The following is a 20,061-nucleotide window of genomic DNA, read 5'->3' as shown; positions in this document are numbered from 1 at the left end:
GTAGGGCCGTTCAGGCCGGAGCAGTTGCTGCGCGCGGCGGCCATACGTTGCCGGATTGTTGCCGCAGTGCACATAAGGCGCGCCGGTTTGGCGTGCCTTATGTGCTGGCGGGGGGACAGCAATCAATGCGAGCGGATCATTGTGCCGAACGGCTGCTCGGTGAGAATTTCCAGCAGCACCGAATGCTCGATACGCCCGTCGATAATATGCACCGAGCGCACGCCGCTCTTGGCCGCGTCAAGCGCCGACGAGATTTTCGGCAGCATGCCGCCGGAGATCGTGCCGTCGGCAAACAGGCCGTCGATTTCGCGCGCTGACAGGTCGGTGAGCAGATTGCCTTCCTTGTCCATCACGCCGGGGATGTTCGTCATCATCACGAGCTTTTCGGCGTTGAGAACGACCGCCAGTTTGCCCGCGACGAGGTCGGCGTTGATGTTGTACGACAGGCCGTCTTCGCCGAAACCGATTGGCGAGATCACCGGAATGAATGCGTCGTCCTGCAGCGCCTTCACAACCGCGGGGTTGATGGCTTCGACTTCGCCCACCTGGCCTATGTCGACGTACTGACCGGGATTGTCACGGTCGGGCATCAGCATCTTGCGCGCGTGGATCAGGCCGCCGTCCTTGCCGGTCAGACCGACCGCGTGTCCGCCGAAGTGGTTGATCAGCGTAACGATGTCCTGCTGCACTTCGCCGCCGAGCACCCATTCGACGACTTCCATCGTCTCTTCGTCGGTGACGCGCATGCCTTGAATGAACGTGCCCTGCTTGCCGACTTTCTTCAGCGCCTGGTCGATTTGCGGACCGCCGCCGTGCACGATGACCGGATTGATGCCGACCAGCTTGAGCAAAATGACGTCGCGCGCGAATCCCTGCTTCAGCCGCTCCTCCGTCATGGCGTTGCCGCCGTATTTGATGACCACGGTCTTACCGTGATACTGGCGAATGTAAGGCAGCGCCTCGGCCAGAATTTCAGCCTTCAGGGTGGGCGCAATCTGCGAAAGGTCGGGAAGCTCGGACATGGCGGCAGGCTCGGGCACGGAACAGTTAAAACACGGCGAATTGTACAGGACTGGCGCGCTGCAACAGGGTTTTCGACACGCGCGCTCGCGGCACGCAGCCGGTGTCTGCGCGCGGCGCGAGCGGTGTTTGCAGCGCCAGCCGACGACCAAGCGTACCGCGCCTCGCGCGCACCTGTGAACTAGCCGAATGGACGACTCACGGCCGGACGCCGGCCGTGGCATTATTGGCTCGTCGATGCTTCGCGAGGCCATCTGTCTGCCATGAAACCATCTGCTACCCGCCCGCAAGGCAGCGCGCGTTGCCCGCGCTGCGGTAACGCGTTCGACTGCGCGATGCATGCAGAGCCTTTCGACTGCTGGTGCCGCGAAATGCCCGCACTGCCGCGCGACCGGCTGGACCCGGCCGGACGTTGCCTTTGCCCTGAATGTCTCGTAGCGGAGATTGCGAAAGCGGCGCAAGCCGAGCCGGGCGCCAGTTTGCCGTGACGCTGCCGTGACAGCCGCCGCGACCGTCGCCGTGACCGTCGCCGGGCTGCTGGCGACGCGGCGGCTGGCTTCAGCGGCCCGTCAGGCCGCGCGGCGCCGGGTAGCGAGCGCATTGAGGTCGCGGGCCACCGCCTGGAGCACCGGATCCCAGTTGCCGAATTCTTCCTGCCGGTACAGCGTCGCGCCGGGATACCACGGACTGTCGCGGCGACCGGTCAGCCAGACCCAGTGCGGATTGACGTCGAGCAGCACCCATGTGCGCTGTCCGAGCGCGCCGCTCAGATGCGCAGCCGACGTGCAAACGCTGATAACAAGATCGAGCCCGCCGACAAAGGCGGCTGTATCGTCGAAGGTCGAAAATTCGGCGGTGTAGTCGGCGAGCGGCAGGCCTGCGGCGTTGGCCGCGCCGACATCGGCAACTGCGCCGGGTTGCAGCGAATAGAACGCTACGTTCTGAATGCCGCCGAAGTGCGTCGCATAGCGTTCCCAGCCCACCCGCCGGAACGGATTGCGCTGATGACCCTGGCTGCCGGTCCACGTGAGTCCTACCCTGAGCCTCGACTCGCCGGCAAGCCGTTGCTGCCAGCGCTGCACAGCAGCGGGGTCCGCATACAGGTAAGGCGTGGTGGTGGGAATGGTCGCCTCGCGCGTGCCGAAGATCAACGGCAGGCTCATCAATGGAATCTCGAAGTCGAAAGGCGGCAGCGATTCGACGCCGCCGCCCGCCGAGTAGTGGTCGACATGCCCGCCGAGACTGCGGGCGAGCAAGGCACCCATTTGCGGGAACGAATTCCATGCGAGGCGGCTGCCTTCACGATGCACAAGCTCGGCCAGCATCGGAATGTAGCGGCTGAACTGCAACACATCGCCCATGCCTTGCTCGCCCCACACTAGCAGCGTTTTGCCGGCGAGCGGCTCGCCGCGCCAGGTGGGTGCAGGCAAGGCAGGACGATTGCCGCGCAGTTCGGACGAACCGCTCCAGCGCGCTTCATGCGACTGCCAGCCGTTCGCATAATCGCCGCTCATGAGTTGCAGCATCGCGAGGTTCGAACGCATGCTGGCGTCAGTGGGCGCGAGCGCGCAAGCGGTTTGCGAGGCGTGTGCCGCCTCGGCCCAGCGTTGCGCTTCACGTAGTGCCAGCGCATAGTTGTTGTGGGCGAGGGGACTAAGCGGTGCGCACTGGACGGCTCGCGCGCCCGCTTCAAGCGCGCGAGATACATCCATATTGTTGCGATAAGCGTTCGACAGGTTGGTCCAGCTGTTGCCGTCGTCAGGTTGATCCTGGAGCGTATCTTCGAGAAGCTCGATCTGTTCGCTCAGCTCGCCGTGCGTGACCGCAAGTGCGCCGGCGAGATTGCAGCGGAGCGACGGCAATGAGGGGTTCAGTGCGAGCGCGCGGCGATATGGAGCGATCGCTTCGTCGTGACGGTTCGCCATTTGCAATGCGTAGCCGAGACGGAAATGCGCGTCGGCGTTGCTCGCTTGGAGTTGCGCAATAATGGCGGCCAGTTCGATTGCGTCGCCGTGGCGTTGCTGCTCGATCAAAGCGTGGATGTGCGAGGCGAGCGACGCGTTGTCGAGAGAGTGGAGTTGCGCCGCGGCGTCGAGCCATGGCGTTTCGGATTCCGCAGCGCCGTTCTTTCGGGCTGCGGCGGCTTGCCGCATGAAGTTAAGGAAAGCTGACGACATGTCAGAGGTGACCATGGATAATTGGCTGCCGAACGACCGGCTCCGCGCGCTAACAAGGAAAGCTATGGTATCGCCGTGCAGCAGCGAGATGATTCGGAAGCGTCCGAACGGGTAAACTGAAGTCATGCATCGTATAACCAACACGGGTCGGGTCAATCTGGGCCATTTGTTCTGGCTGCGCAGCCTCGCGATCATCGGTCAGTTACTGACAATCGCGTTCGTGCAGATATTTATCGGCGTGCATTTGCCGTTGCCGGCCATGCTGCTGGTCATCTCACTCGAAGTGCTCTTCAACGGACTTACGTGGTGGCGTGTCGCGCAGCAGCGCCCCGAGTCGAACATGGAGCTGTTCGGTCAGATCTGGGTCGATCTCGGCGCGTTGTCCGCGTTGCTGTTTTTGTCTGGCGGCACGACCAATCCGTTTGTTTCGCTGTACCTGCCGTCGCTCGCCATTGCCGCGGCTGTTTTGCCGTGGCAACTGATGGCGTGGCTCGCCGCATTCGCCGTGGCCTGTTACGCGGTGCTCGGTTTCGACTCAGTGCCGTTGAATCTCGACAACCCCGCGAACCTGTTCGACTACTATCGCGCCGGAATGTGGGTCAACTTCATGGTGAGCGTCGGTCTGATTGCATGGTTCGTCGCGCGCATGTCGCGAGCCCTGCGGCTACGTGACGCAGCGCTCGGAGAAGCGCAGCAGCGCTTGCTTCACGACGAACGCGCGGTCGCGCTTGGCGTGCAGGCCGCTACCGTCGCTCACGAAATCGGCACGCCTCTGTCTACAATTGCGATGCTGTCCGAAGAACTGCGCGACGCGGCACGAACCGATAAAGGGCTCGCGCCGTACAAGGCCGATCTCGAATTGCTCGAACAGCAAATGGGTTTGTGCACGTCGGCGCTTGCCAGGTTGCGCAGCCGCGCAACGACCGCGACGAACCGTCAGCCTGTCGACGAATGGCTCGAGTCGTTTGCCGAGCAGTGGCGCTTGCGCCATCCGCATGTGAAGTTCGAGCGGATCGGCACGCCGCCCGCCGATGTCAGTCTCGACGACACGGTTGCCGTCAGCCAGATTCTGACGATTTTGCTCGACAACGCCGCGCGTGCGAGCCGCGATCACGTCACGTTGTCGTGCGCGTTGACGGTGCGCGGCGATCAGGTCGAATTCGAAGTATGCGACGCCGGCCCCGGCATTCCGGCCGCGCTGCGCGGCTCGCTCGGCGCGGTGCCGGTCGAGAGCACGCAAGGCGGCCACGGCGTCGGCTTGTATCTGGCTTTTTCGGCGGCGGCGCGCCTCAAAGGCTCGATCGAATTGACCGACGTCAGTTCGATCAAGCCGCGTGGCACGCGTGCGGTTTTGCGGTTGCCGCTCACCGAGCGAAAAATATCCGGCACGGGCCGTCAAGGCGCCGCACCATCCAACACGGAGAAACAGGCATGAGCGAAATGAATTTTCTGGTGATCGACGACGACGAGGTGTTCTCCGGCATCCTCGCACGTGGCCTGACGCGCCGCGGGTACACCGTGAGCGAAGCGCACAACGCGGACGAAGCGATCAAGCTGGCAAACCAGCAAAAATTCAGTCAGATCACGGTGGACCTGCACCTCGGCAACGACTCCGGCCTCACGCTCGTCGCACCGCTACGCGATTTGCAGCCCGACGCTCGCATGCTGGTGCTGACGGGCTATGCGAGCATCGCCACCGCGGTGCAAGCGGTGAAAGACGGTGCGGATAACTATCTGGCAAAGCCTGCCAACGTCGAAACGATTCTGTCGGCGCTGCAAAGCGAGGCGAGCGCGTTGCAGGCGGAAGAGGCGATCGAGCACCCCACGCCGTTGTCTGTCGCGCGGCTCGAGTGGGAGCATATTCAACGCGTGCTCGCCGAGCATGGCGGCAATATCTCGGCCACCGCGCGCGCTTTGAACATGCATCGGCGGACGTTGCAGCGCAAACTCGCGAAGCGGCCGGTCAAGCAGTAAGCGCGGCTTTATCGCTGATATTGTGCGAAAGAAAAAGGGCTGCCTTGTTACAGGCAGCCCTTTTTTTGCGTCCGCTCAAAGCTTCAGGTGACTACGTCACTACGTCACAGCACATAACGCGACAGGTCTTCGTCTTCGGCAACTTCGTTCAGCGCGCGATCCACGTAGGCCGCGTCGATTTGCACCGTATGGCCGGAGTGATTGCCGGCGGAGAACGACACTTCTTCGAGCAGCTTTTCGATAACCGTATATAGACGGCGCGCGCCGATATTCTCGGTCTTTTCGTTCACCGAATAAGCGATTTCGGCGAGGCGGCGAATGCCGTCGTCGGCGAATTCGAGGTGCACGTCTTCTGTGGCGAGCAGTGCCTGGTATTGCTTGACGAGGCTCGCGTCCGTCGACACCAGGATCGACTCGAAGTCCTTCACGGACAACGAATCCAGTTCCACGCGGATCGGAAAGCGCCCTTGCAGTTCGGGAATCAGATCGCTCGGCTTCGCCAGATGGAACGCGCCGCTCGCGATGAACAGAATGTGATCCGTCTTCACCATGCCGTACTTGGTGTTGATGGTGGTGCCTTCCACGAGCGGCAGCAAATCGCGCTGCACGCCTTGGCGGGACACTTCGCCGCCGCCTGCCTCATTGCGCGACGCGATCTTGTCGATTTCGTCGAGAAACACGATGCCGTTCTGCTCGACGTTCTGAACCGCCTTGGTTTTCACCTCTTCGTCGTTCAGCATCTTGCCGGCTTCTTCGTCGGTGAGGACCTTCAGCGCTTCCTTCACCTTCATCTTGCGGCGCGTTTTTTTGCCTCCGCCGATGTTGGCGAACATCGAACGGATCTGCTCGGTCATGTCTTCCATTCCCGGCGGCCCCATGATGTCCATGCCGACTTGCGGCTGTTCGACGTCGAGTTCGATCTCCTTGTCGTCGAGCAGTCCTTCGCGCAGGCGCTTGCGGAACGTCTGACGAGTGGTGCCGCCTTCGTCGGCGGTATCAGTGGCGCTCGAACTGGAGCCGAAGCCAACCGGACGCGCGCTCGGCAGAAGGATGTCAAGAATGCGGTCTTCGGCCTGATCTTCGGCCTTCGTTCGCACCTTGCGCATTTCCGATTCGCGAGTTTGCTTAACCGATATCTCGATCAGATCGCGCACGATGCTGTCGACGTCGCGGCCCACGTAGCCCACTTCGGTGAATTTGGTGGCTTCGATCTTGATGAACGGCGCATCCGCAAGCTTGGCCAGCCGCCGCGCAATCTCGGTCTTGCCGACGCCGGTCGGTCCGATCATCAGAATGTTTTTCGGCGTGATTTCCTGACGCAGCGGGTCTTCCACCTGCTGACGGCGCCACCGGTTGCGCAGCGCTACGGCCACCGCTTTTTTCGCGCGGCCTTGGCCGATGATATGTTTGTCGAGTTCCGAGACGATCTCGGCAGGGGTCATGGTGCTCATCGTGGGTCCTTACTCGATCGTCTCGATGACGCGGTTATGGTTCGTGTAGATGCACATGTCGCCGGCTATTTCCAGCGACTTTTCCACGATCTCGCGAGGCGACAACTCGGTGTTGTCGGCGAGGGCTTTCGCGGCGGCTTGCGCATATGCGCCGCCCGAACCGATCGCGCAGATGCCGCCTTCGGGATCCAGCACGTCGCCGTTACCGGTGATGACGAGCGTGGTGGTCGCGTCGGCCGTAATCAGCATGGCTTCGAGACGACGCAGCATGCGGTCGGTGCGCCAGTCTTTTGCGAGCTCCACTGCGGCTCGCGTGAGGTTGCCCTGATGCTTTTCGAGCTTCGCTTCGAAGCGGTCGAGCAGCGAAAATGCGTCGGCCGTGCCGCCTGCGAAGCCGACGAGTACCTTGCCGTTATAAATGCGCCGGACCTTCTTCGCACCGCCCTTCATGACGATGTTGCCAAGCGTCACCTGGCCGTCGCCGCCGAGCGCGACCTTGTCGCCGCGGCGCACGGAGACGATCGTCGTGCCGTGAAATTGCTCCATATGCGTTCCTCTTTGCAAAGCGGGTAGGACGCGGCGGCGGGATGCGCCACCGCATGAATCCTGGAAGCGGACGGCGCGCGACGCCTGTAGTGCTGGCGGTCGGCGCGCTCGTACAGCGCATGTCCGGTTTATTTTAGGGCTTGCGCTGTCATATCAAGAGCCGGCAAACGGCATAAGACAAAAAACGTGACTTCGCAGGATGACGTGCCCGCGTGATGTGCGAGATTCGCGCGCAAAAGAAAAAAGGCGCACGGATCACCGTGCGCCTCTCGACGAAGCAGCGTTTGTTGGCGCGGCGCCGAAGCCGCGCCGCCGGCGTTCAGTCGCCGAACAGCTTCTGGCGCAGTTCGCGGCGCTCCTGCGCCTCGAGCGACAGCGTAGCCGTGGGCCGCGCGAGCAGACGCGGAATGCCGATCGGCTCGCCGGTTTCTTCGCACCAGCCGTAGTCGCCAGAGTCGATGCGCGCGATCGACTGCTGCACCTTCTTCAGCAGCTTGCGCTCGCGGTCGCGCGTGCGCAGTTCGAGAGCGTGCTCTTCCTCGATCGTTGCGCGGTCGGCCGGGTCCGGCACGATCACGGTCTCGCGCAAGTTCTCGGTCGTCTGGCCGGCATTGCGGAGAATATCCGCCTGCAGCTGTTCGAGCTTGTTCTTGAAGAAAGCGAGCTGATCCTCATTCATGTAATCCTTGTCGCTCATCTTCAGGATTTCGGCTTCGGTCAAGAGTCGTTTCGTCGTCATCTGGCTTACTTCTTCAATGTGAGGCAAAACTCTGCATAGTGCCCGCACTTTCGTATTGCCCGCAAGGCGCCTGGGACGCGGAGCGCAGGGCGGACACGGACGATGGGCTGTCGTGACGCCGGAGCGTCTCTCGCCCAACTCGGGCGTCGTAACGCCAATGCGGGGCCGAACTCCTCTGGAAACCGATTCTCAAATGCTCCTGAGGTATTGCTCCCGGGCACCAACCTTGTCAGGCGGCGGCGGGCACTGTCGGCGTGTTCCCCGGATTAGATTTTCCGGCGCCGCTTCAGGCCCGGCGCGCACTATTCACTGACCGCGCACTGACCGGGCAAATCGTTCTCATTCTCCAGTGGGCACGTATTGTAACTGAATCACAATCCGGCACCGCAACTGGTGGAAATCCCTCTGCGGCGCACCGGTATCCCGAAAATATAACGCGCGAACGGTCAAAAAGCGATGGTCGTGCACGCATTAATACAGCAGGGTTTTCACGCGCTTTTCACACGTGTGCGCCAGCGCACATTTCACGGCGGCAATTGCGCCGCCGCGTCATGCTTTTTCTGCTGACTATTGCCTGAATGCCGACAACGTCGTTCAGGCGAGACAGGCGTCCAAACCGTCTGTAATCAGGTCTTGCGGCAATTCGATACCGATAAACACCATCTTGTTGGTCTTCTTCTCGACCGGCTGCCATTTCGCCGCGAGATCGCTGCCCATCATCTGATGCACGCCCTGGAAGACGACTTTGCGATCGACGCCCTTCATGTACAGCACGCCCTTGTAGCGCAGCAGCCGTTCGCCGTAAATCTGCAGAATGCCGCCGAGGAAGTCTTCCAGCTTGTTCGGATCGAACGGACGGTCGTTGCGGTACACGAACGACTTGATTTTGTCGTCGTGATGCGCGTGATGATGGTGCGCGTGATCATGGCCTTCGTGATCGCAATGGCCATGGTCGTGATCGCAGTTCGCATGATCGTCGCCATGAGCGTGCGTATGGCCGTGCTCGTCGTGCGCGTGCGCATGGCTATGCGCGTGTTCGTCTTCAACGAGGAAGTCCGGATCGATCTCGAGCTTCGAATTCAGGTTGAAACCGCGCAGGTCGAAGATCTCCTTGATGTCCGCTTCGCCGAAATTGACGACCTTGATCGCGGCCTTCGGATTCATGTGCAGCAGACGGTGGCGCAGATCGGCCAGGTGCTGCTCGTCGACGAGATCGGCCTTGGTGATGAACAGGCGGTCGGCGAAACCGACCTGGCGTTGCACGACTTCATGCTCGTCCAGCTGATGGTTCGCGTGCTTGGCGTCGACCAGCGTGATGATCGCGTCGAGCAGGAATTCGCTGGCGATCTGATCGTCCATGAAAAAAGTCTGCGCAACGGGGCCGGGATTTGCGAGGCCGGTCGTTTCGATGACCACTCGGTCGAAATCCAGCTTACCCGACTGCTTTTGCGCGGCCAGGTCGCTGAGCACCCGTGACAGGTCGCCGCGGATCGTGCAGCAGATGCAGCCGTTGCTCATCTGGATGATCTGCTCGCTCGTGTCCTGCACGAGAATTTCGTTGTCGATGTTTTCTTCGCCGAACTCGTTCTCGATCACGGCGATCTTCATGCCGTGCTTTTCATTCAGGATGCGCTTGAGCAGGGTGGTTTTGCCGCTGCCGAGAAAGCCGGTCAGGATAGTGACTGGGATCATGTTGTTCGCCTATATGGTCGTGAAACGATGCGTATGCATAAGCGGGCGCGGCAGCCTCGCGGCGCGCGGCCCGTCTAGCCGGTTATTGAAACATATCTGTCAAGCCGGCGCTGGCAGGCGGGATTGAAAGCCCTCGCCGCGCACGCCCCAGCGCGAAATAACCCTGAATCTATAGGCGATCAGGCGATTTGCAACAGCAGGCCTTTCAGGTATTCACCTTCCGGGAATGCTGTGAGCAACGGATGATCCACCCCGGCGCCAAGGCGCTTGAGGATGCGCGCGTCGACGCGTGCATCGGCGGCGGCGCTCGACACGATCTTCTGGAATAACTCGGAGTCGATCGCGCCGGAGCACGAGTAGGTGAACAGCAGGCCGCCCGGGCGCAGCAGTTTGAGGCCGGTCAGGTTGATGTCCTTGTAAGCGCGCGACGCGCGGTCCACGTGTTCACGCGAAGGCGCGAATTTCGGCGGATCGAGCACGATCAGGTCGAAGCGTTCGCCTTCGTCGTAGAGGCGGCGCAGCGTTTTGAACGCGTCGGCGTCGAGCCAGGTCGCGCGTTCGGCGTCGAAACCGTTTGCCGCCACGTTCTGCTGGGCGAGCGCCAACGCTTCGCCGGACGAATCGATCGAGACCACGCGCTTCGCGCCGCCTTTCAGCGCCGCCAGCGAAAAACCGCCGGTGTAGCAGAAGCAGTTCAACACGTCGCGATCCTGCGCGAGCTGCTGCACGAGCAGGCGGTTGTCGCGCTGATCGACGTAAAAGCCGGTCTTATGGCCATTGCGGACGTCGACGTGATAGCGCACGCCGTTCTCGCTCGCGATCAGCGTGTCCGAGGGCGGCTCGCCCGCCAGCACGCCGGTCGTCTGTTCGAGCCCTTCCTTCTGACGAATCGACACGTCCGAACGCTCGTAGACGTTCGGACAGCCGGTCGCGTCGACCAGCGCCGCAACGATCGCCTCCTTCCACGCCTCCACGCCCGCCGCCATGAACTGGCACACGAGTTGGCTGCGCTGGCCTTCGTCTTCGGCGACGTAGTGATCGACGATCAGTCCCGGCAGGCCATCCGCTTCGCCGAAAACGAGCCGCACTGCGCCGGTGTCGTGAACCATCGTTCGGCGGTGCGCCAGCGCGCGCTGCACGCGGCGCTTGAAAAACGCATGATCGATCGGCTCGCTTTCGTCGAAGCTCCACACGCGGGCGCGGATCTGCGAGTGCGGGCTGTACGCGGCGCGCGCGAGAAACCGGCCGTCGTGCGCGCGAACCAGCACGGTCGCGCCCGGCGCGGGATTGCCGTCGATCCGGTCGATCGCGTTCGCGTAGACCCACGGATGGCGGCGCAGCAGCGATTTATCTTTCGACGGTTTGAGCGTAACGATATTCATCAGGATGTCAGCGAGAGCAAAGGGCCGCGCGGCTTGCTGCGCACGCGCGACAGATAAAGCGAAGGCGGAGACCGAAAAGCCGCAAAGCGGCGTCAGTCGCGTTTTTTGGCGCGCGGATGCGCCTGATCGTAGACGTGCGCGAGATGCTGGAAGTCGAGCCCGGTGTAGACCTGCGTCGCCGTGATGCTCGCGTGCCCGAGCAATTCCTGCACGGCGCGCAGGTCGCCGCTCGACTGCAGCACGTGCGTGGCAAACGAATGCCGCAGCACGTGCGGATGCACATTGGCGGGAATGCCGGCCACGAGGGCCGCGCGCTTTACGCGCTCGCGCACCACGTTCGGTGACAGCCGGTTGCCGCGCGCCGACAGAAAAAGCGGATGCGGGTCGTGCTTGACCATCTGGTCGCGCACTGCCAGCCACGCGTTGAGCGCGTCGAGCGCCTTGCTGCCGACTGGCACGATGCGCCGCCGGTTGCCCTTGCCGAGCACTTCGACTTCGGCGGAATCGAGCTTGAGCCAGCCGGCCGAGCGATAACCGTCGGCGTCGGCGAAACGGGCGTCCAGACCGACAAGTTCGGCGAGACGCAGCCCCGACGAGTAGAACAACTCGAGCATGGCGTGATCGCGCAAACCTTCTGCCGATGCGGCGGGCGGGCTTTCCATCAGGCGGGTGGCGTCGTCGACGGACAGTGCCTTGGGGAGCGTCTTGGCCTGCTTCGGCGCGCGCACGGTGGCGACCGGATTGGCAGGCAGATCGACGCGGCCGGCGAGCCAGCGGTAAAACGCGCGCCAGGCGGACAGGCGGTGACTGATCGAGCGCGCCGTCAGTCCGCCCGCATGGGCGCGCGAAACGGCGCCGCGAATGTCGACGGCGGTAAGGCTTTCCAGAGGCCGGCCCTTGGCCAGCAGCCGGAGTTCTTCGAGTTCGTGCGTGTAGCCGCGCAAGGTATGCGCCGACAGCCGCCGCTCATGTTCGAGATTCGACAGATAGGCGGCGATGGGATCGGCTTCGGTCACGGTTGGCTTTTTAACCGGCGGTTGACGCGTGGCGCTCGCTGAATCAGCGCGGCAGCAGACGGCTGAGCGCCGCGCTCGCGAGCCCGCCGATCTGCGTGAGGAAGTCGGTCGCCATGCCTTCGTGGAACCGTCGCGCATCCGCCGAGCCCATTACCAGCAGGCCGAAAGCCGACGCTTCTTCTTTGCCCTCCGGATCGCGCAGCGCGAGAAGTGCAATCGACTCCGTCGCATGCGCCGACTCGGGCGCGGCGCCGCCCGACGTGTTTTCGTCGGCCGCGGCCTGTGCGCACGGTGCGCCGGTCGCGGGCACCAGCCATTGCGCCGCTTCGAAACCCGTGTTCGCGCCGCAATAGGGTGCGGTCAGGCTGTTCGCAAAAATGCGTACTTCCTCGCCGACGTGGCGCGCAAAGTCCGCTTGGGCGTACGGTTCGGCGACGTCCCAAACGCGCAGCGCGGCCTGCGGCACGTCGAAGATGTCGCGCAAGCCGTTGGCGATCGTGCGCGGCAGGGCGTACGAGTCGCGCTCGGACATGACGCGGATCGTCCAGCGGTTGAAGCGCGAGGCGATGCTGTCGTTTTCGTGGCCGTAGCGCAGCAGTTCGGCAAGCCGGCGTTCGAGATGTTTGTTCTTGTCGCGCAACATTTCCATTTGCCGCTCCTGCAGCGACACCGCGGCTTTGCCGTGCGGGTTCGCGAGGCGAATGGTCGCGAGGATTTCCGCGTGTTCGGCGAAGAATTCGGGGTTGGCAAGCAGATATTCGGCGACTTCGCGATCGTTCATGGTTTCGGCTGTAGGACTACGGGACGACGCCTTCATGCGACGCGTCGGTCAAAAGAGTTTGTGCACCAGTCATGCGCGATGGAACTGGAGGCGTTCAATCGGCCAGTTCGATCTCGCCCTGAAAAACGGTTGTGGCGGGGCCCGCCATCAGCAAAGGCTCGTTTTGCTGCTTGCTGTCCCATGAGATGGTGAGCTTGCCGCCATGCGTATGGACGAGCACCGGCGCGTCGAGCAGTCCGCGGCGAATGCCGGCTGCGACTGCCGCGCAGGCGCCCGTGCCGCATGCCAGCGTTTCACCGGCACCGCGCTCATACACGCGCAGTTTGATTTCGTTGCGACCGACGATCTGCATGAAGCCCGCGTTGACCCGCTGCGGAAAGCGCGCGTGCCGCTCGATCACCGGACCTTCGACGAGCACAGGGAACTGCTCCACGTCGTCGACAACTTGCACCGCGTGCGGATTGCCCATCGACACGACCGAGATCCAGCGCGTGGTGCCGTTGACGTCGAGCGGCCATAGCGTGTCCGCGCCTTCCCGGCGCCCTTCGAGACCTTTGGTAGCGAAAGGCACACGTTCCGGGTCGAACACCGGCGCGCCCATATCGACCAGCACTTCGCCGTTTTCCTGCATGGTCAGCGTGATCGTGCCGTTCTGCACCTGCACGCGCACGCTGCGCTGATCGGTGAGGCCGCTGTCGCGGACGAACTTCACGAAGCAACGGGCGCCGTTGCCGCAATGTTCGACCTCGCCGCCGTCGCAATTGAAAATGCGATATCTGAAATCGACGCCTTCTACCGTTGGCTTCTCGACCAGCAGAAGCTGGTCGGCGCCCACGCCAAAATGCCGGTCCGCAAGCGCGCGCACCTGCGCCGGCGTCAGGTTGACCGGTTGGGTGTAGCCGTCGAGCACGACGAAGTCGTTGCCCGCGCCGTGCATTTTGGTGAATTTCAGTTTCATCACGCTATTGTAAGTGACGCGCCCAGAAGTGAGCCAAGTCGGTGAGTTGCTTCCACGCGCCAGCCTGGCAGCCATCGTCAATACACGCTCGGCACGCCGGGCGGCCGCGTCTTGAAACGCTTGTGGACCCAGTAGTACTGCTCGGGCATCAACGGAATCTGTTCTTCGAGGAAAGCGTTCATGCGTCGCGCATCCGCTTCGTCGTCGCCGGTCGGATAGTTGTCCCACGGCTTGAACACCTTCAGGCGATATCCCTTGTAGTTAGGCAGCACTTCGCCGATGAAAGGCACCACTTGCGCATGACCGACTTTCGAAAGACGCCCGACGGCGGTAAGCGTGCAGGTCGGCACGCCGAAAAACGGCACGAACGTCGAATTGCGCGCGCCGTAGTCCATGTCGGCGCCGAGCATGACCGGCTTGCGTTCCCGCAACCAGCGCAGCACGATGCGCGCGCTGTCGGCGCGGCTTGCCATGTCCGCGCCGAAACGCGCGCGGGCCGCCTTGGCGACTTCTTCCAGTTCCGGATTCGACATCGGCTGATAAAGCGAGCCGCAACGGCGCTTGAGCGAGTAATTGAGAAAGATCGAGCCCGCCTCGATGCCGACGAAGTGAAAGCCGAGAAAAAGCGTGGGCGGCAGATTCGGATCGGTCAAATCGATCGCGCTGTCGAGCTGAATGAGCTTTTCGAGTTTCCTGGCGGAGCCGAACCACTGCACGCTGCGTTCGAGGTAACTGCGGATCGCGTGACGGAAATGCTTCTGCGCGACTTCTTCACGCCGCTCGTCGCTCCATTGGGGGAAGCACAGGTTCAGGTTGATATGGACGATGCGCTTGCGCCGGCTGGGAATCTGATACAGCAGCCAGCCGAGTCCGTCGCCGAGACGGGCGATGAGACCATACGGCAGCAGCGCGAAAAGTTTGAGCAGGCCGATCGCGAGCCGGGCTCCGAGGCGGCTCAGCATGTGGCCTCCGTGGAGGCGCTTTGCGGGGCGGGGTTCAGGAAAGCGGAGAGGTGGACGTAATACCGCACTCGTGGGCACTCTGTGACAATCAATGGAAGTCGCTATAATAAGGGCTTCGCCGAGTTAATAGACAACTTGCGGGGCGAAGCCGGGCGGTGCGATCCACGTGATATGCGCCTGCCGGTAAGGTAATCCGCTAAAGCGTCGCCGCTTCAGACTCCCGAAGCTGGCTACGTGAAACTCAACCGTAACCACAAAACAGGAGTCTGCAACGTGGCAAACGACTATTTCTTCACCTCCGAATCCGTTTCCGAAGGCCATCCCGACAAAGTCGCGGACCAGATTTCCGACGCGATTCTCGACGCCATCCTGACGCAGGACAAATACTCGCGCGTTGCCGCGGAAACGCTGTGCAACACGGGTCTCGTGGTGCTCGCTGGCGAAATCACCACGACCGCCAACGTCGACTACATCCAGATCGCGCGCAACACGATCAAGCGCATCGGCTACGACAACACCGACTACGGTATCGACTACCGCGGTTGCGCGGTGCTCGTCGCGTACGACAAGCAGTCGCCGGACATCGCGCAGGGCGTGGACCGTGCGCACGACAACAACCTCGATCAGGGCGCGGGCGACCAGGGCCTGATGTTCGGTTACGCGTGCGAAGAAACGCCTGAATTGATGCCGTTGCCGATCCACCTGTCGCATCGTCTGGTCGAGCGCCAGGCGAATCTGCGCCGTGACGGCCGTCTGCCCTGGCTGCGTCCCGACGCCAAGTCGCAAGTCACCGTGCGCTATGTCGACGGCAAGCCGCACTCCATCGACACCGTGGTGCTGTCCACGCAGCATTCGCCGGACATCGACCTCGATACGCTGCGCGAAGCCGTGATCGAAGAAGTCATCAAGCCGACGCTGCCGGCTGAGCTCATCAAGGGCGACATCAAGTTCCTCGTGAACCCGACCGGCCGTTTCGTGATCGGCGGTCCGCAAGGTGACTGCGGTTTGACGGGGCGCAAGATCATCGTCGACACGTACGGCGGCGCGGCGCCCCACGGCGGCGGCGCGTTCTCGGGCAAGGATCCGTCGAAGGTCGACCGTTCGGCTGCTTATGCGGGCCGTTATGTCGCGAAGAACATCGTGGCCGCCGGCCTCGCATCGCGCTGCCTGATTCAGGTGTCGTACGCGATTGGCGTCGCGCAGCCGACTTCGGTCATGGTCAACACGTTCGGCACGGGCCGCGTTTCGGATTCGACAATCACGCGCCTCGTGCAGGAGCATTTCGATCTGCGTCCGAAGGGCATCATCCAGATGCTCGACCTGCTGCGCCCGATCTACGAGAAGAGCGCGGCTTATGGTCACTTCGGCCGCGAAGAGCCGGAATTCACGTGGGAAGCCACCGACAAGGCTCTGGCACTCGCGGAAGCTGCCGGTACCGAACCGGTCGCTGCGCTGGCCGATTAACGCTAGCTGCACGCATTCAGCGTAAAAAACCCCGCCGGCTTGCGCCGCGCGGGGTTTTTTATTGGCCGTCGATTGTTCGGCGGTTCGGCGCGGACAAAGGGCGATGCGTCGGCATCGCGCGTGGCTTGAGCGCTGGTGTGCTCTAAACCGTCCGCAGCCGCCTCATTGCGGGCTATCGACGCGTGCTGTTCAGCGGCGCTTTAGCGGCTCGCAAACGCGAACGCAAACCAGCCCGTGCTGCCGTTCGTCGACATCCGGCGGGGACGGCGGCTCGCGCTTTGCGCCGGCACGGCGACGGGCGCGCGCTGCGTCGAGCTCAGACGCAGCGGTGTCGGTTTGCGCAGGAGCGTGCGAAGTGAGAAGCGGCGCGAACCGCCGCGCGTGCGCAGCGCCGAGAAGAACGTATTGAACCAGGTGCGAATGCCGTCGACCGCTCGGGCATCGCGCCATTGTTCGCCTAAAGCGCGCGTGCGCGTGGCGTGGTGACGCAGAGCGCGCACTACGTGGCGGCGCGCGGGGCGGGCCGCTTTGAGTGCGGCTCGGGTAAAACGGGTGCTCAGAAGAGTATGCATGGCTTCACAGGTAGGCAACGTGTCGCGCGGTCAGATGTGCGCCAATAGCAGCACCAAGCATGCCAATGGCGGCATCGCGATCGACTGCGCGGGAGCCCGGGATTCGATGGAAAACTGCGCGGCGGACAGCCGGGCGGGCCTTGATGGCCGGTGCAGCGCGCAAACAGGCGGGAATAGCGATCAACATGCGAGCAGGCTACACGTGATTCGTGACGTCTGAAAGTCGGTTTTTACCCTGCGGATACGGGTTTTCACGAGGGTGCATGAAGCTTTGAGACGGACATTGCTCCCACCCTTCGCGGACGATTAGCGTGCGCGGCTGCCCGGGAAATGTGCGGCGCCATCGCGAGCCGCATGCAAACAGTGCGCAAATGGCCAAGTTGCATCAAGTTCATCGCAACGTGCGACGTCAAACACCGGGCGATATGATCGCGCCCGTTTTACAATCGAACATCGGTTTGTCGACGGTCACGGAACACCATGTCATTTCATTCGAAGAAAGAGCAGATTCAAGCATTGCGGGAGCAGGGCTTCGTCGTCGTGCCTGGCCTCGTGCCGGTCGAGCGATGCGAGGAGATGAAGCGGGTCGCGCAACGTCAGTTGAACGAAGCCGCGGCGCCGGTCGAGTTCGAAGCGGATTTGCAGTACCCCGGAGCGCCGTCTTCCCGGCATGCGCCCGGCGGCAAGACCGTGCGGCGATTGCTCGACGCGTATGCCCGCGATCGCAGTTTCGCCGAATGGGCGACTGCGCCGGAAATTCGCGGCTGGATGGAACTGTATTTCGGTGAGGAGCCGCGCCTGTCGCGCGCCCATCACAATTGCATGATGACGAAGCATCCGGCGTACGGCAGTTTGACCGGCTGGCATCGCGATGTGCGCTACTGGTCGTTCGAGCGCGACGACCTGGTTTCGGTATGGCTCGCGCTGGGCAATGAGAACGTCGACAACGGCGCGCTATGGTTGGTGCCTGGATCGCACACCGCTGCATTCACGGGTGAACGCTTCGACGACGCGAAGTTCTTCCGCTCCGATCTCGAGGAAAACCAGGCGTGGATTCGCACCGCCGTGTCGCCGGAACTGAAAGCCGGAGACGTGGTGTTCTTTCATTGCAATACGCTGCATTCGGCGGGCAAGAACATCAGCGATGAGGTGAAGTTCTCGCTCGTGTACACGTACCACGGCGCGAGCAATGTGCCGTTGCCGGGCACCCGGTCGGCGGCGAAGCCTGAAATCGCGTTCTGACTTTTCGGCGCTTTTCAGCGCCTTTTTGCCGTCTTTTTGTCGCCTGCCAGGTCTGCGCCGCTTCGCGCCTAGCGCTTGCGGCCGGACAGGGCGATGCCCGTTATTCCCGCGAGCGTTGCCACCACGCCGCCTACGATCAGCATGATGGCCTTGTTCGACGGTGAACCTGTAAAGACGCGGGACACGTCGCTGCTCACCGAATTGAACGCTTGCCCGCCGAAATACAGCAACAGAATGCCACCGACAATCAACGCGATTGAAATCGCTTTCGTCATTTAATGCTCCACAAGCTCGAACGGCGAAAGTGTAGGGGACGTGCAAGCAGTCGTCCATCCTGCATATTGGGCGTCTGCACGCATCCCGTCGATTGGCTACCATAGCGGTCTGACCGCACATAAAAACAAACCCACAGCAGCACGCCTCCCGCAGCATGCGATTGCCCATGCCCGCAGATTCCCGGGCGACATCACCATCAAGGACACCAGCAATGGCTTACGAAGCAGCTTCAGAACGCTATTCGGACATGCAATACCGCGTGTGCGGCAAATCAGGTCTCAAACTTCCCGCACTGTCGCTCGGCTTGTGGCACAACTTCGGCGATACGACGCCGCTCTCGACGCAACGCGAAATTCTGCGTGCCGCGTTTGACGTTGGCATCACGCACTTCGATCTCGCGAACAACTACGGGCCACCGTATGGCAGCGCCGAAACGAATTTCGGCCGCCACTTCAAGGACGACTTCAAACCGTATCGCGACGAGCTGCTGATTTCGTCGAAGGCCGGTTGGGACATGTGGCCCGGTCCGTATGGACAAGGCGGCGGTTCGCGCAAATATGTGCTTGCGAGCCTCGATCAAAGCCTGAAGCGCATGGGCCTCGACTACGTCGACATTTTCTATTCGCATCGCTTTGACGCGCACACGCCGCTCGAAGAAACCGCCGGCGCACTGGCGAGCGCCGTGCAGCAGGGCAAGGCGCTCTACATCGGCATTTCGTCGTACTCGGCGAGCAAGACGCTCGAAATGGCGAAGCTGCTCGCCGAATACAAAGTGCCGTTGCTGATTCATCAGCCCGCGTACAACATGCTCAATCGCTGGATCGAACAGGATCTGCTCGACACGCTCGAACAGGTCGGCGCGGGCACCATTGCGTTCACACCGCTCGCACAGGGTCTGCTCACCGGTAAGTACCTGAATGGCGTGCCGCAAGACGCGCGCGTGAACAAGCCGGGCGGCGGTTCGCTGAAAGAGGAGCATTTGAGCGCGCAGAACATCGAGCATGTACGCAAGCTGAACGATATCGCTCAGCGTCGCGGACAAAGCCTCGCGCAAATGGCGCTTGCGTGGGCGTTGCGCGATCCGCGCGTGACCTCGGTGCTGATCGGCGCGAGCCGCGCGGAACAGGTGCGCGAGAACGTCGGCGCGCTGAAGAACCTCGCGTTCTCGAAAGAGGAACTCGCGGAGATCGACCGCTACGCGACGGAGGGTGGCGTCAACTTGTGGGAAAAGCCGTCGACGGATCAGGCGGTCTGATTCCGGCGGCGCTGCCGCCGCGCAAATGAAAAACGAAAGCCGCCGATCAGGCGGCTTTTTGCTATACGAGCGCGGGCAAGCCTTCGACCAGCACGACTGCGAACATTACGCCGAGCAGGGCGCCCAGCACGCGCAGCGCGTTGTGCCGCAATTCCGTCTTGCAAGGAAGCGCGCCTACGAACAATGCCCCGGCGAGCGCCATCGGAATGACCAGAATGAAATCGCCGATCGTGAAATAGGTCGTCATACTCGTCTCCTTTTGTATTGGCGGCGTAGTGAGCGGGTCTCGTTCAGAGTCGCACGCTGCAACGCTCGATTTGAGTATAGGTGACGGCGGAGGCGGCGTAGGCGCGTCCGGTACATCCAGAAGGTTTATTCGCAATCCGTAGAAGCCAGTCGCCGCAAGGCTTCGCGCGGTTGCCGCGACGCAGCAAACCCGGCCAGAAAGTGTGAAGCGTTTGCTTACGCGCTGCTTACTTTTTATGGATTTCCAATGCGGTGTGAATCACCGGGCGAGCTGTGCGATGGAGACAGTCGCACATTCGCCCGTCACG

20 protein-coding genes are annotated in these 20,061 nt (G+C 62.3%); 6 read left to right on the top strand and 14 right to left on the bottom strand.

Features of this window, described 5'->3' with window-relative positions:
* Positions 1-122 precede the first annotated feature (122 nt).
* Entirely contained in the window at positions 123-1,022 is a 900-nt protein-coding gene (gene argB / locus J2W46_RS17780) for an acetylglutamate kinase (RefSeq protein ID WP_013337747.1), read from the bottom strand.
* A 261-nt stretch (positions 1,023-1,283) separates the two neighbouring features.
* Between argB and J2W46_RS17775 the strand changes: the two genes are divergently transcribed.
* On the top strand, positions 1,284-1,508 hold the full coding sequence (locus J2W46_RS17775; protein ID WP_310355322.1) for a cysteine-rich CWC family protein: 225 nt from the start codon (positions 1,284-1,286) through the stop codon (positions 1,506-1,508).
* Positions 1,509-1,589: 81 nt separating this feature from the next.
* On the opposite strand, the gene J2W46_RS17770 is transcribed toward J2W46_RS17775, so the two are convergent.
* Entirely contained in the window at positions 1,590-3,212 is a 1,623-nt protein-coding gene (locus J2W46_RS17770; protein ID WP_310355321.1) for a tetratricopeptide repeat protein, read from the bottom strand.
* A gap of 109 nt (positions 3,213-3,321) precedes the next feature.
* Here J2W46_RS17770 and J2W46_RS17765 point away from each other — a divergent pair, with 109 nt between their 5' ends.
* Both J2W46_RS17765 and J2W46_RS17760 read left to right on the top strand, forming a co-directional pair.
* On the top strand, positions 3,322-4,632 hold the full coding sequence (locus tag J2W46_RS17765) for an ATP-binding protein (RefSeq protein ID WP_087752299.1): 1,311 nt from the start codon (positions 3,322-3,324) through the stop codon (positions 4,630-4,632).
* Entirely contained in the window at positions 4,629-5,171 is a 543-nt protein-coding gene (locus tag J2W46_RS17760) for a response regulator transcription factor (RefSeq protein WP_007179684.1), read from the top strand. The genes J2W46_RS17765 and J2W46_RS17760 overlap by 4 nt, the downstream gene beginning before the upstream one ends.
* A 104-nt stretch (positions 5,172-5,275) precedes the next feature.
* Here the strand turns inward: J2W46_RS17760 and hslU are convergent, their stop codons facing one another.
* The 9 genes from hslU to J2W46_RS17715 form a co-directional block, all read right to left on the bottom strand.
* The gene (gene hslU, locus J2W46_RS17755; protein ID WP_020067244.1) at positions 5,276-6,622 is read right to left on the bottom strand and encodes an ATP-dependent protease ATPase subunit HslU; all 1,347 of its coding nucleotides are present in this window, start codon (positions 6,620-6,622) and stop codon (positions 5,276-5,278) included.
* A 9-nt stretch (positions 6,623-6,631) separates the two neighbouring features.
* Entirely contained in the window at positions 6,632-7,168 is a 537-nt protein-coding gene (hslV, locus tag J2W46_RS17750) for an ATP-dependent protease subunit HslV (protein WP_020067243.1), read from the bottom strand.
* A 319-nt stretch (positions 7,169-7,487) separates the two neighbouring features.
* The gene (dksA, locus tag J2W46_RS17745) at positions 7,488-7,907 is read right to left on the bottom strand and encodes an RNA polymerase-binding protein DksA (protein ID WP_012431412.1); all 420 of its coding nucleotides are present in this window, start codon (positions 7,905-7,907) and stop codon (positions 7,488-7,490) included.
* A 594-nt stretch (positions 7,908-8,501) separates the two neighbouring features.
* On the bottom strand, positions 8,502-9,599 hold the full coding sequence (locus J2W46_RS17740) for a CobW family GTP-binding protein (RefSeq protein WP_020067242.1): 1,098 nt from the start codon (positions 9,597-9,599) through the stop codon (positions 8,502-8,504).
* A gap of 179 nt (positions 9,600-9,778) precedes the next feature.
* Complete coding sequence (locus tag J2W46_RS17735) at positions 9,779-10,981, bottom strand: class I SAM-dependent rRNA methyltransferase (protein WP_310355320.1); 1,203 nt, start codon at positions 10,979-10,981, stop codon at positions 9,779-9,781.
* Between the two features lie 92 nt (positions 10,982-11,073).
* Positions 11,074-11,997: a tyrosine recombinase XerC gene (xerC, locus tag J2W46_RS17730; RefSeq protein WP_020067240.1), complete on the bottom strand. Its 924-nt coding sequence runs from the start codon at positions 11,995-11,997 to the stop codon at positions 11,074-11,076.
* Positions 11,998-12,040: 43 nt separating this feature from the next.
* The gene (locus J2W46_RS17725) at positions 12,041-12,778 is read right to left on the bottom strand and encodes a DUF484 family protein (protein ID WP_310355319.1); all 738 of its coding nucleotides are present in this window, start codon (positions 12,776-12,778) and stop codon (positions 12,041-12,043) included.
* A 94-nt stretch (positions 12,779-12,872) separates the two neighbouring features.
* Positions 12,873-13,736 carry a diaminopimelate epimerase gene (gene dapF / locus J2W46_RS17720; RefSeq protein WP_310355318.1) on the bottom strand — a complete coding sequence of 288 codons (864 nt, stop codon included), beginning with the start codon at positions 13,734-13,736 and terminating at the stop codon, positions 12,873-12,875.
* A gap of 77 nt (positions 13,737-13,813) precedes the next feature.
* A complete protein-coding gene (locus J2W46_RS17715) occupies positions 13,814-14,698 on the bottom strand; it encodes a lipid A biosynthesis lauroyl acyltransferase (RefSeq protein ID WP_020067237.1) in 885 nt (294 codons plus the stop codon).
* 273 nt (positions 14,699-14,971) lie between these two features.
* Here J2W46_RS17715 and metK point away from each other — a divergent pair, with 273 nt between their 5' ends.
* On the top strand, positions 14,972-16,162 hold the full coding sequence (metK, locus tag J2W46_RS17710; protein ID WP_020067236.1) for a methionine adenosyltransferase: 1,191 nt from the start codon (positions 14,972-14,974) through the stop codon (positions 16,160-16,162).
* A 200-nt stretch (positions 16,163-16,362) separates the two neighbouring features.
* Here the strand turns inward: metK and J2W46_RS17705 are convergent, their stop codons facing one another.
* The gene (locus J2W46_RS17705) at positions 16,363-16,734 is read right to left on the bottom strand and encodes a hypothetical protein (protein ID WP_087752294.1); all 372 of its coding nucleotides are present in this window, start codon (positions 16,732-16,734) and stop codon (positions 16,363-16,365) included.
* A gap of 480 nt (positions 16,735-17,214) precedes the next feature.
* On the opposite strand from J2W46_RS17705, the gene J2W46_RS17700 reads away from it, so the two are divergent.
* A complete protein-coding gene (locus J2W46_RS17700) occupies positions 17,215-17,976 on the top strand; it encodes a phytanoyl-CoA dioxygenase family protein (protein ID WP_310355317.1) in 762 nt (253 codons plus the stop codon).
* A 68-nt stretch (positions 17,977-18,044) separates the two neighbouring features.
* Here the strand turns inward: J2W46_RS17700 and J2W46_RS17695 are convergent, their stop codons facing one another.
* Positions 18,045-18,251, bottom strand: a complete 207-nt coding sequence (locus tag J2W46_RS17695) for a DUF3185 family protein (protein WP_027776789.1) — start codon at positions 18,249-18,251, stop codon at positions 18,045-18,047.
* 212 nt (positions 18,252-18,463) lie between these two features.
* On the opposite strand from J2W46_RS17695, the gene mgrA reads away from it, so the two are divergent.
* Positions 18,464-19,507 (top strand): L-glyceraldehyde 3-phosphate reductase, encoded by a 1,044-nt coding sequence (gene mgrA / locus J2W46_RS17690; protein ID WP_020067231.1) that lies wholly within the window; start codon positions 18,464-18,466, stop codon positions 19,505-19,507.
* 61 nt (positions 19,508-19,568) lie between these two features.
* Here the strand turns inward: mgrA and J2W46_RS17685 are convergent, their stop codons facing one another.
* Positions 19,569-19,754, bottom strand: coding sequence for a hypothetical protein (locus J2W46_RS17685; protein ID WP_020067230.1), 186 nt, complete (start codon positions 19,752-19,754; stop codon positions 19,569-19,571).
* Positions 19,755-20,061 lie beyond the last annotated feature (307 nt).

Source organism: Paraburkholderia strydomiana, assembly GCF_031456815.1.
GTDB lineage: Bacteria > Pseudomonadota > Gammaproteobacteria > Burkholderiales > Burkholderiaceae > Paraburkholderia > Paraburkholderia caledonica.
Note: the sequence above shows the minus strand (reverse complement) of the source record. Positions and strands in the feature narration are given on the sequence as shown.

What these genes read in the sequence shown, in the direction of transcription:
- J2W46_RS17765 (WP_087752299.1), top strand. Translation starts at nt 3,322, where the DNA reads ATGCATCGTATAACCAACACGGGTCGGGTCAATCTGGGCCATTTGTTC.
- J2W46_RS17740 (WP_020067242.1), bottom strand. Translation starts at nt 9,599, where the DNA reads ATGATCCCAGTCACTATCCTGACCGGCTTTCTCGGCAGCGGCAAAACC.
- argB (WP_013337747.1), bottom strand. Translation starts at nt 1,022, where the DNA reads ATGTCCGAGCTTCCCGACCTTTCGCAGATTGCGCCCACCCTGAAGGCT.
- J2W46_RS17725 (WP_310355319.1), bottom strand. Translation starts at nt 12,778, where the DNA reads ATGAACGATCGCGAAGTCGCCGAATATCTGCTTGCCAACCCCGAATTC.
- J2W46_RS17705 (WP_087752294.1), bottom strand. Translation starts at nt 16,734, where the DNA reads ATGCATACTCTTCTGAGCACCCGTTTTACCCGAGCCGCACTCAAAGCG.
- hslU (WP_020067244.1), bottom strand. Translation starts at nt 6,622, where the DNA reads ATGAGCACCATGACCCCTGCCGAGATCGTCTCGGAACTCGACAAACAT.
- dksA (WP_012431412.1), bottom strand. Translation starts at nt 7,907, where the DNA reads ATGACGACGAAACGACTCTTGACCGAAGCCGAAATCCTGAAGATGAGC.
- mgrA (WP_020067231.1), top strand. Translation starts at nt 18,464, where the DNA reads ATGGCTTACGAAGCAGCTTCAGAACGCTATTCGGACATGCAATACCGC.
- J2W46_RS17695 (WP_027776789.1), bottom strand. Translation starts at nt 18,251, where the DNA reads ATGACGAAAGCGATTTCAATCGCGTTGATTGTCGGTGGCATTCTGTTG.
- J2W46_RS17715 (WP_020067237.1), bottom strand. Translation starts at nt 14,698, where the DNA reads ATGCTGAGCCGCCTCGGAGCCCGGCTCGCGATCGGCCTGCTCAAACTT.
- J2W46_RS17685 (WP_020067230.1), bottom strand. Translation starts at nt 19,754, where the DNA reads ATGACGACCTATTTCACGATCGGCGATTTCATTCTGGTCATTCCGATG.
- dapF (WP_310355318.1), bottom strand. Translation starts at nt 13,736, where the DNA reads ATGAAACTGAAATTCACCAAAATGCACGGCGCGGGCAACGACTTCGTC.
- J2W46_RS17700 (WP_310355317.1), top strand. Translation starts at nt 17,215, where the DNA reads ATGTCATTTCATTCGAAGAAAGAGCAGATTCAAGCATTGCGGGAGCAG.
- hslV (WP_020067243.1), bottom strand. Translation starts at nt 7,168, where the DNA reads ATGGAGCAATTTCACGGCACGACGATCGTCTCCGTGCGCCGCGGCGAC.
- J2W46_RS17775 (WP_310355322.1), top strand. Translation starts at nt 1,284, where the DNA reads ATGAAACCATCTGCTACCCGCCCGCAAGGCAGCGCGCGTTGCCCGCGC.
- J2W46_RS17760 (WP_007179684.1), top strand. Translation starts at nt 4,629, where the DNA reads ATGAGCGAAATGAATTTTCTGGTGATCGACGACGACGAGGTGTTCTCC.
- J2W46_RS17770 (WP_310355321.1), bottom strand. Translation starts at nt 3,212, where the DNA reads ATGGTCACCTCTGACATGTCGTCAGCTTTCCTTAACTTCATGCGGCAA.
- J2W46_RS17735 (WP_310355320.1), bottom strand. Translation starts at nt 10,981, where the DNA reads ATGAATATCGTTACGCTCAAACCGTCGAAAGATAAATCGCTGCTGCGC.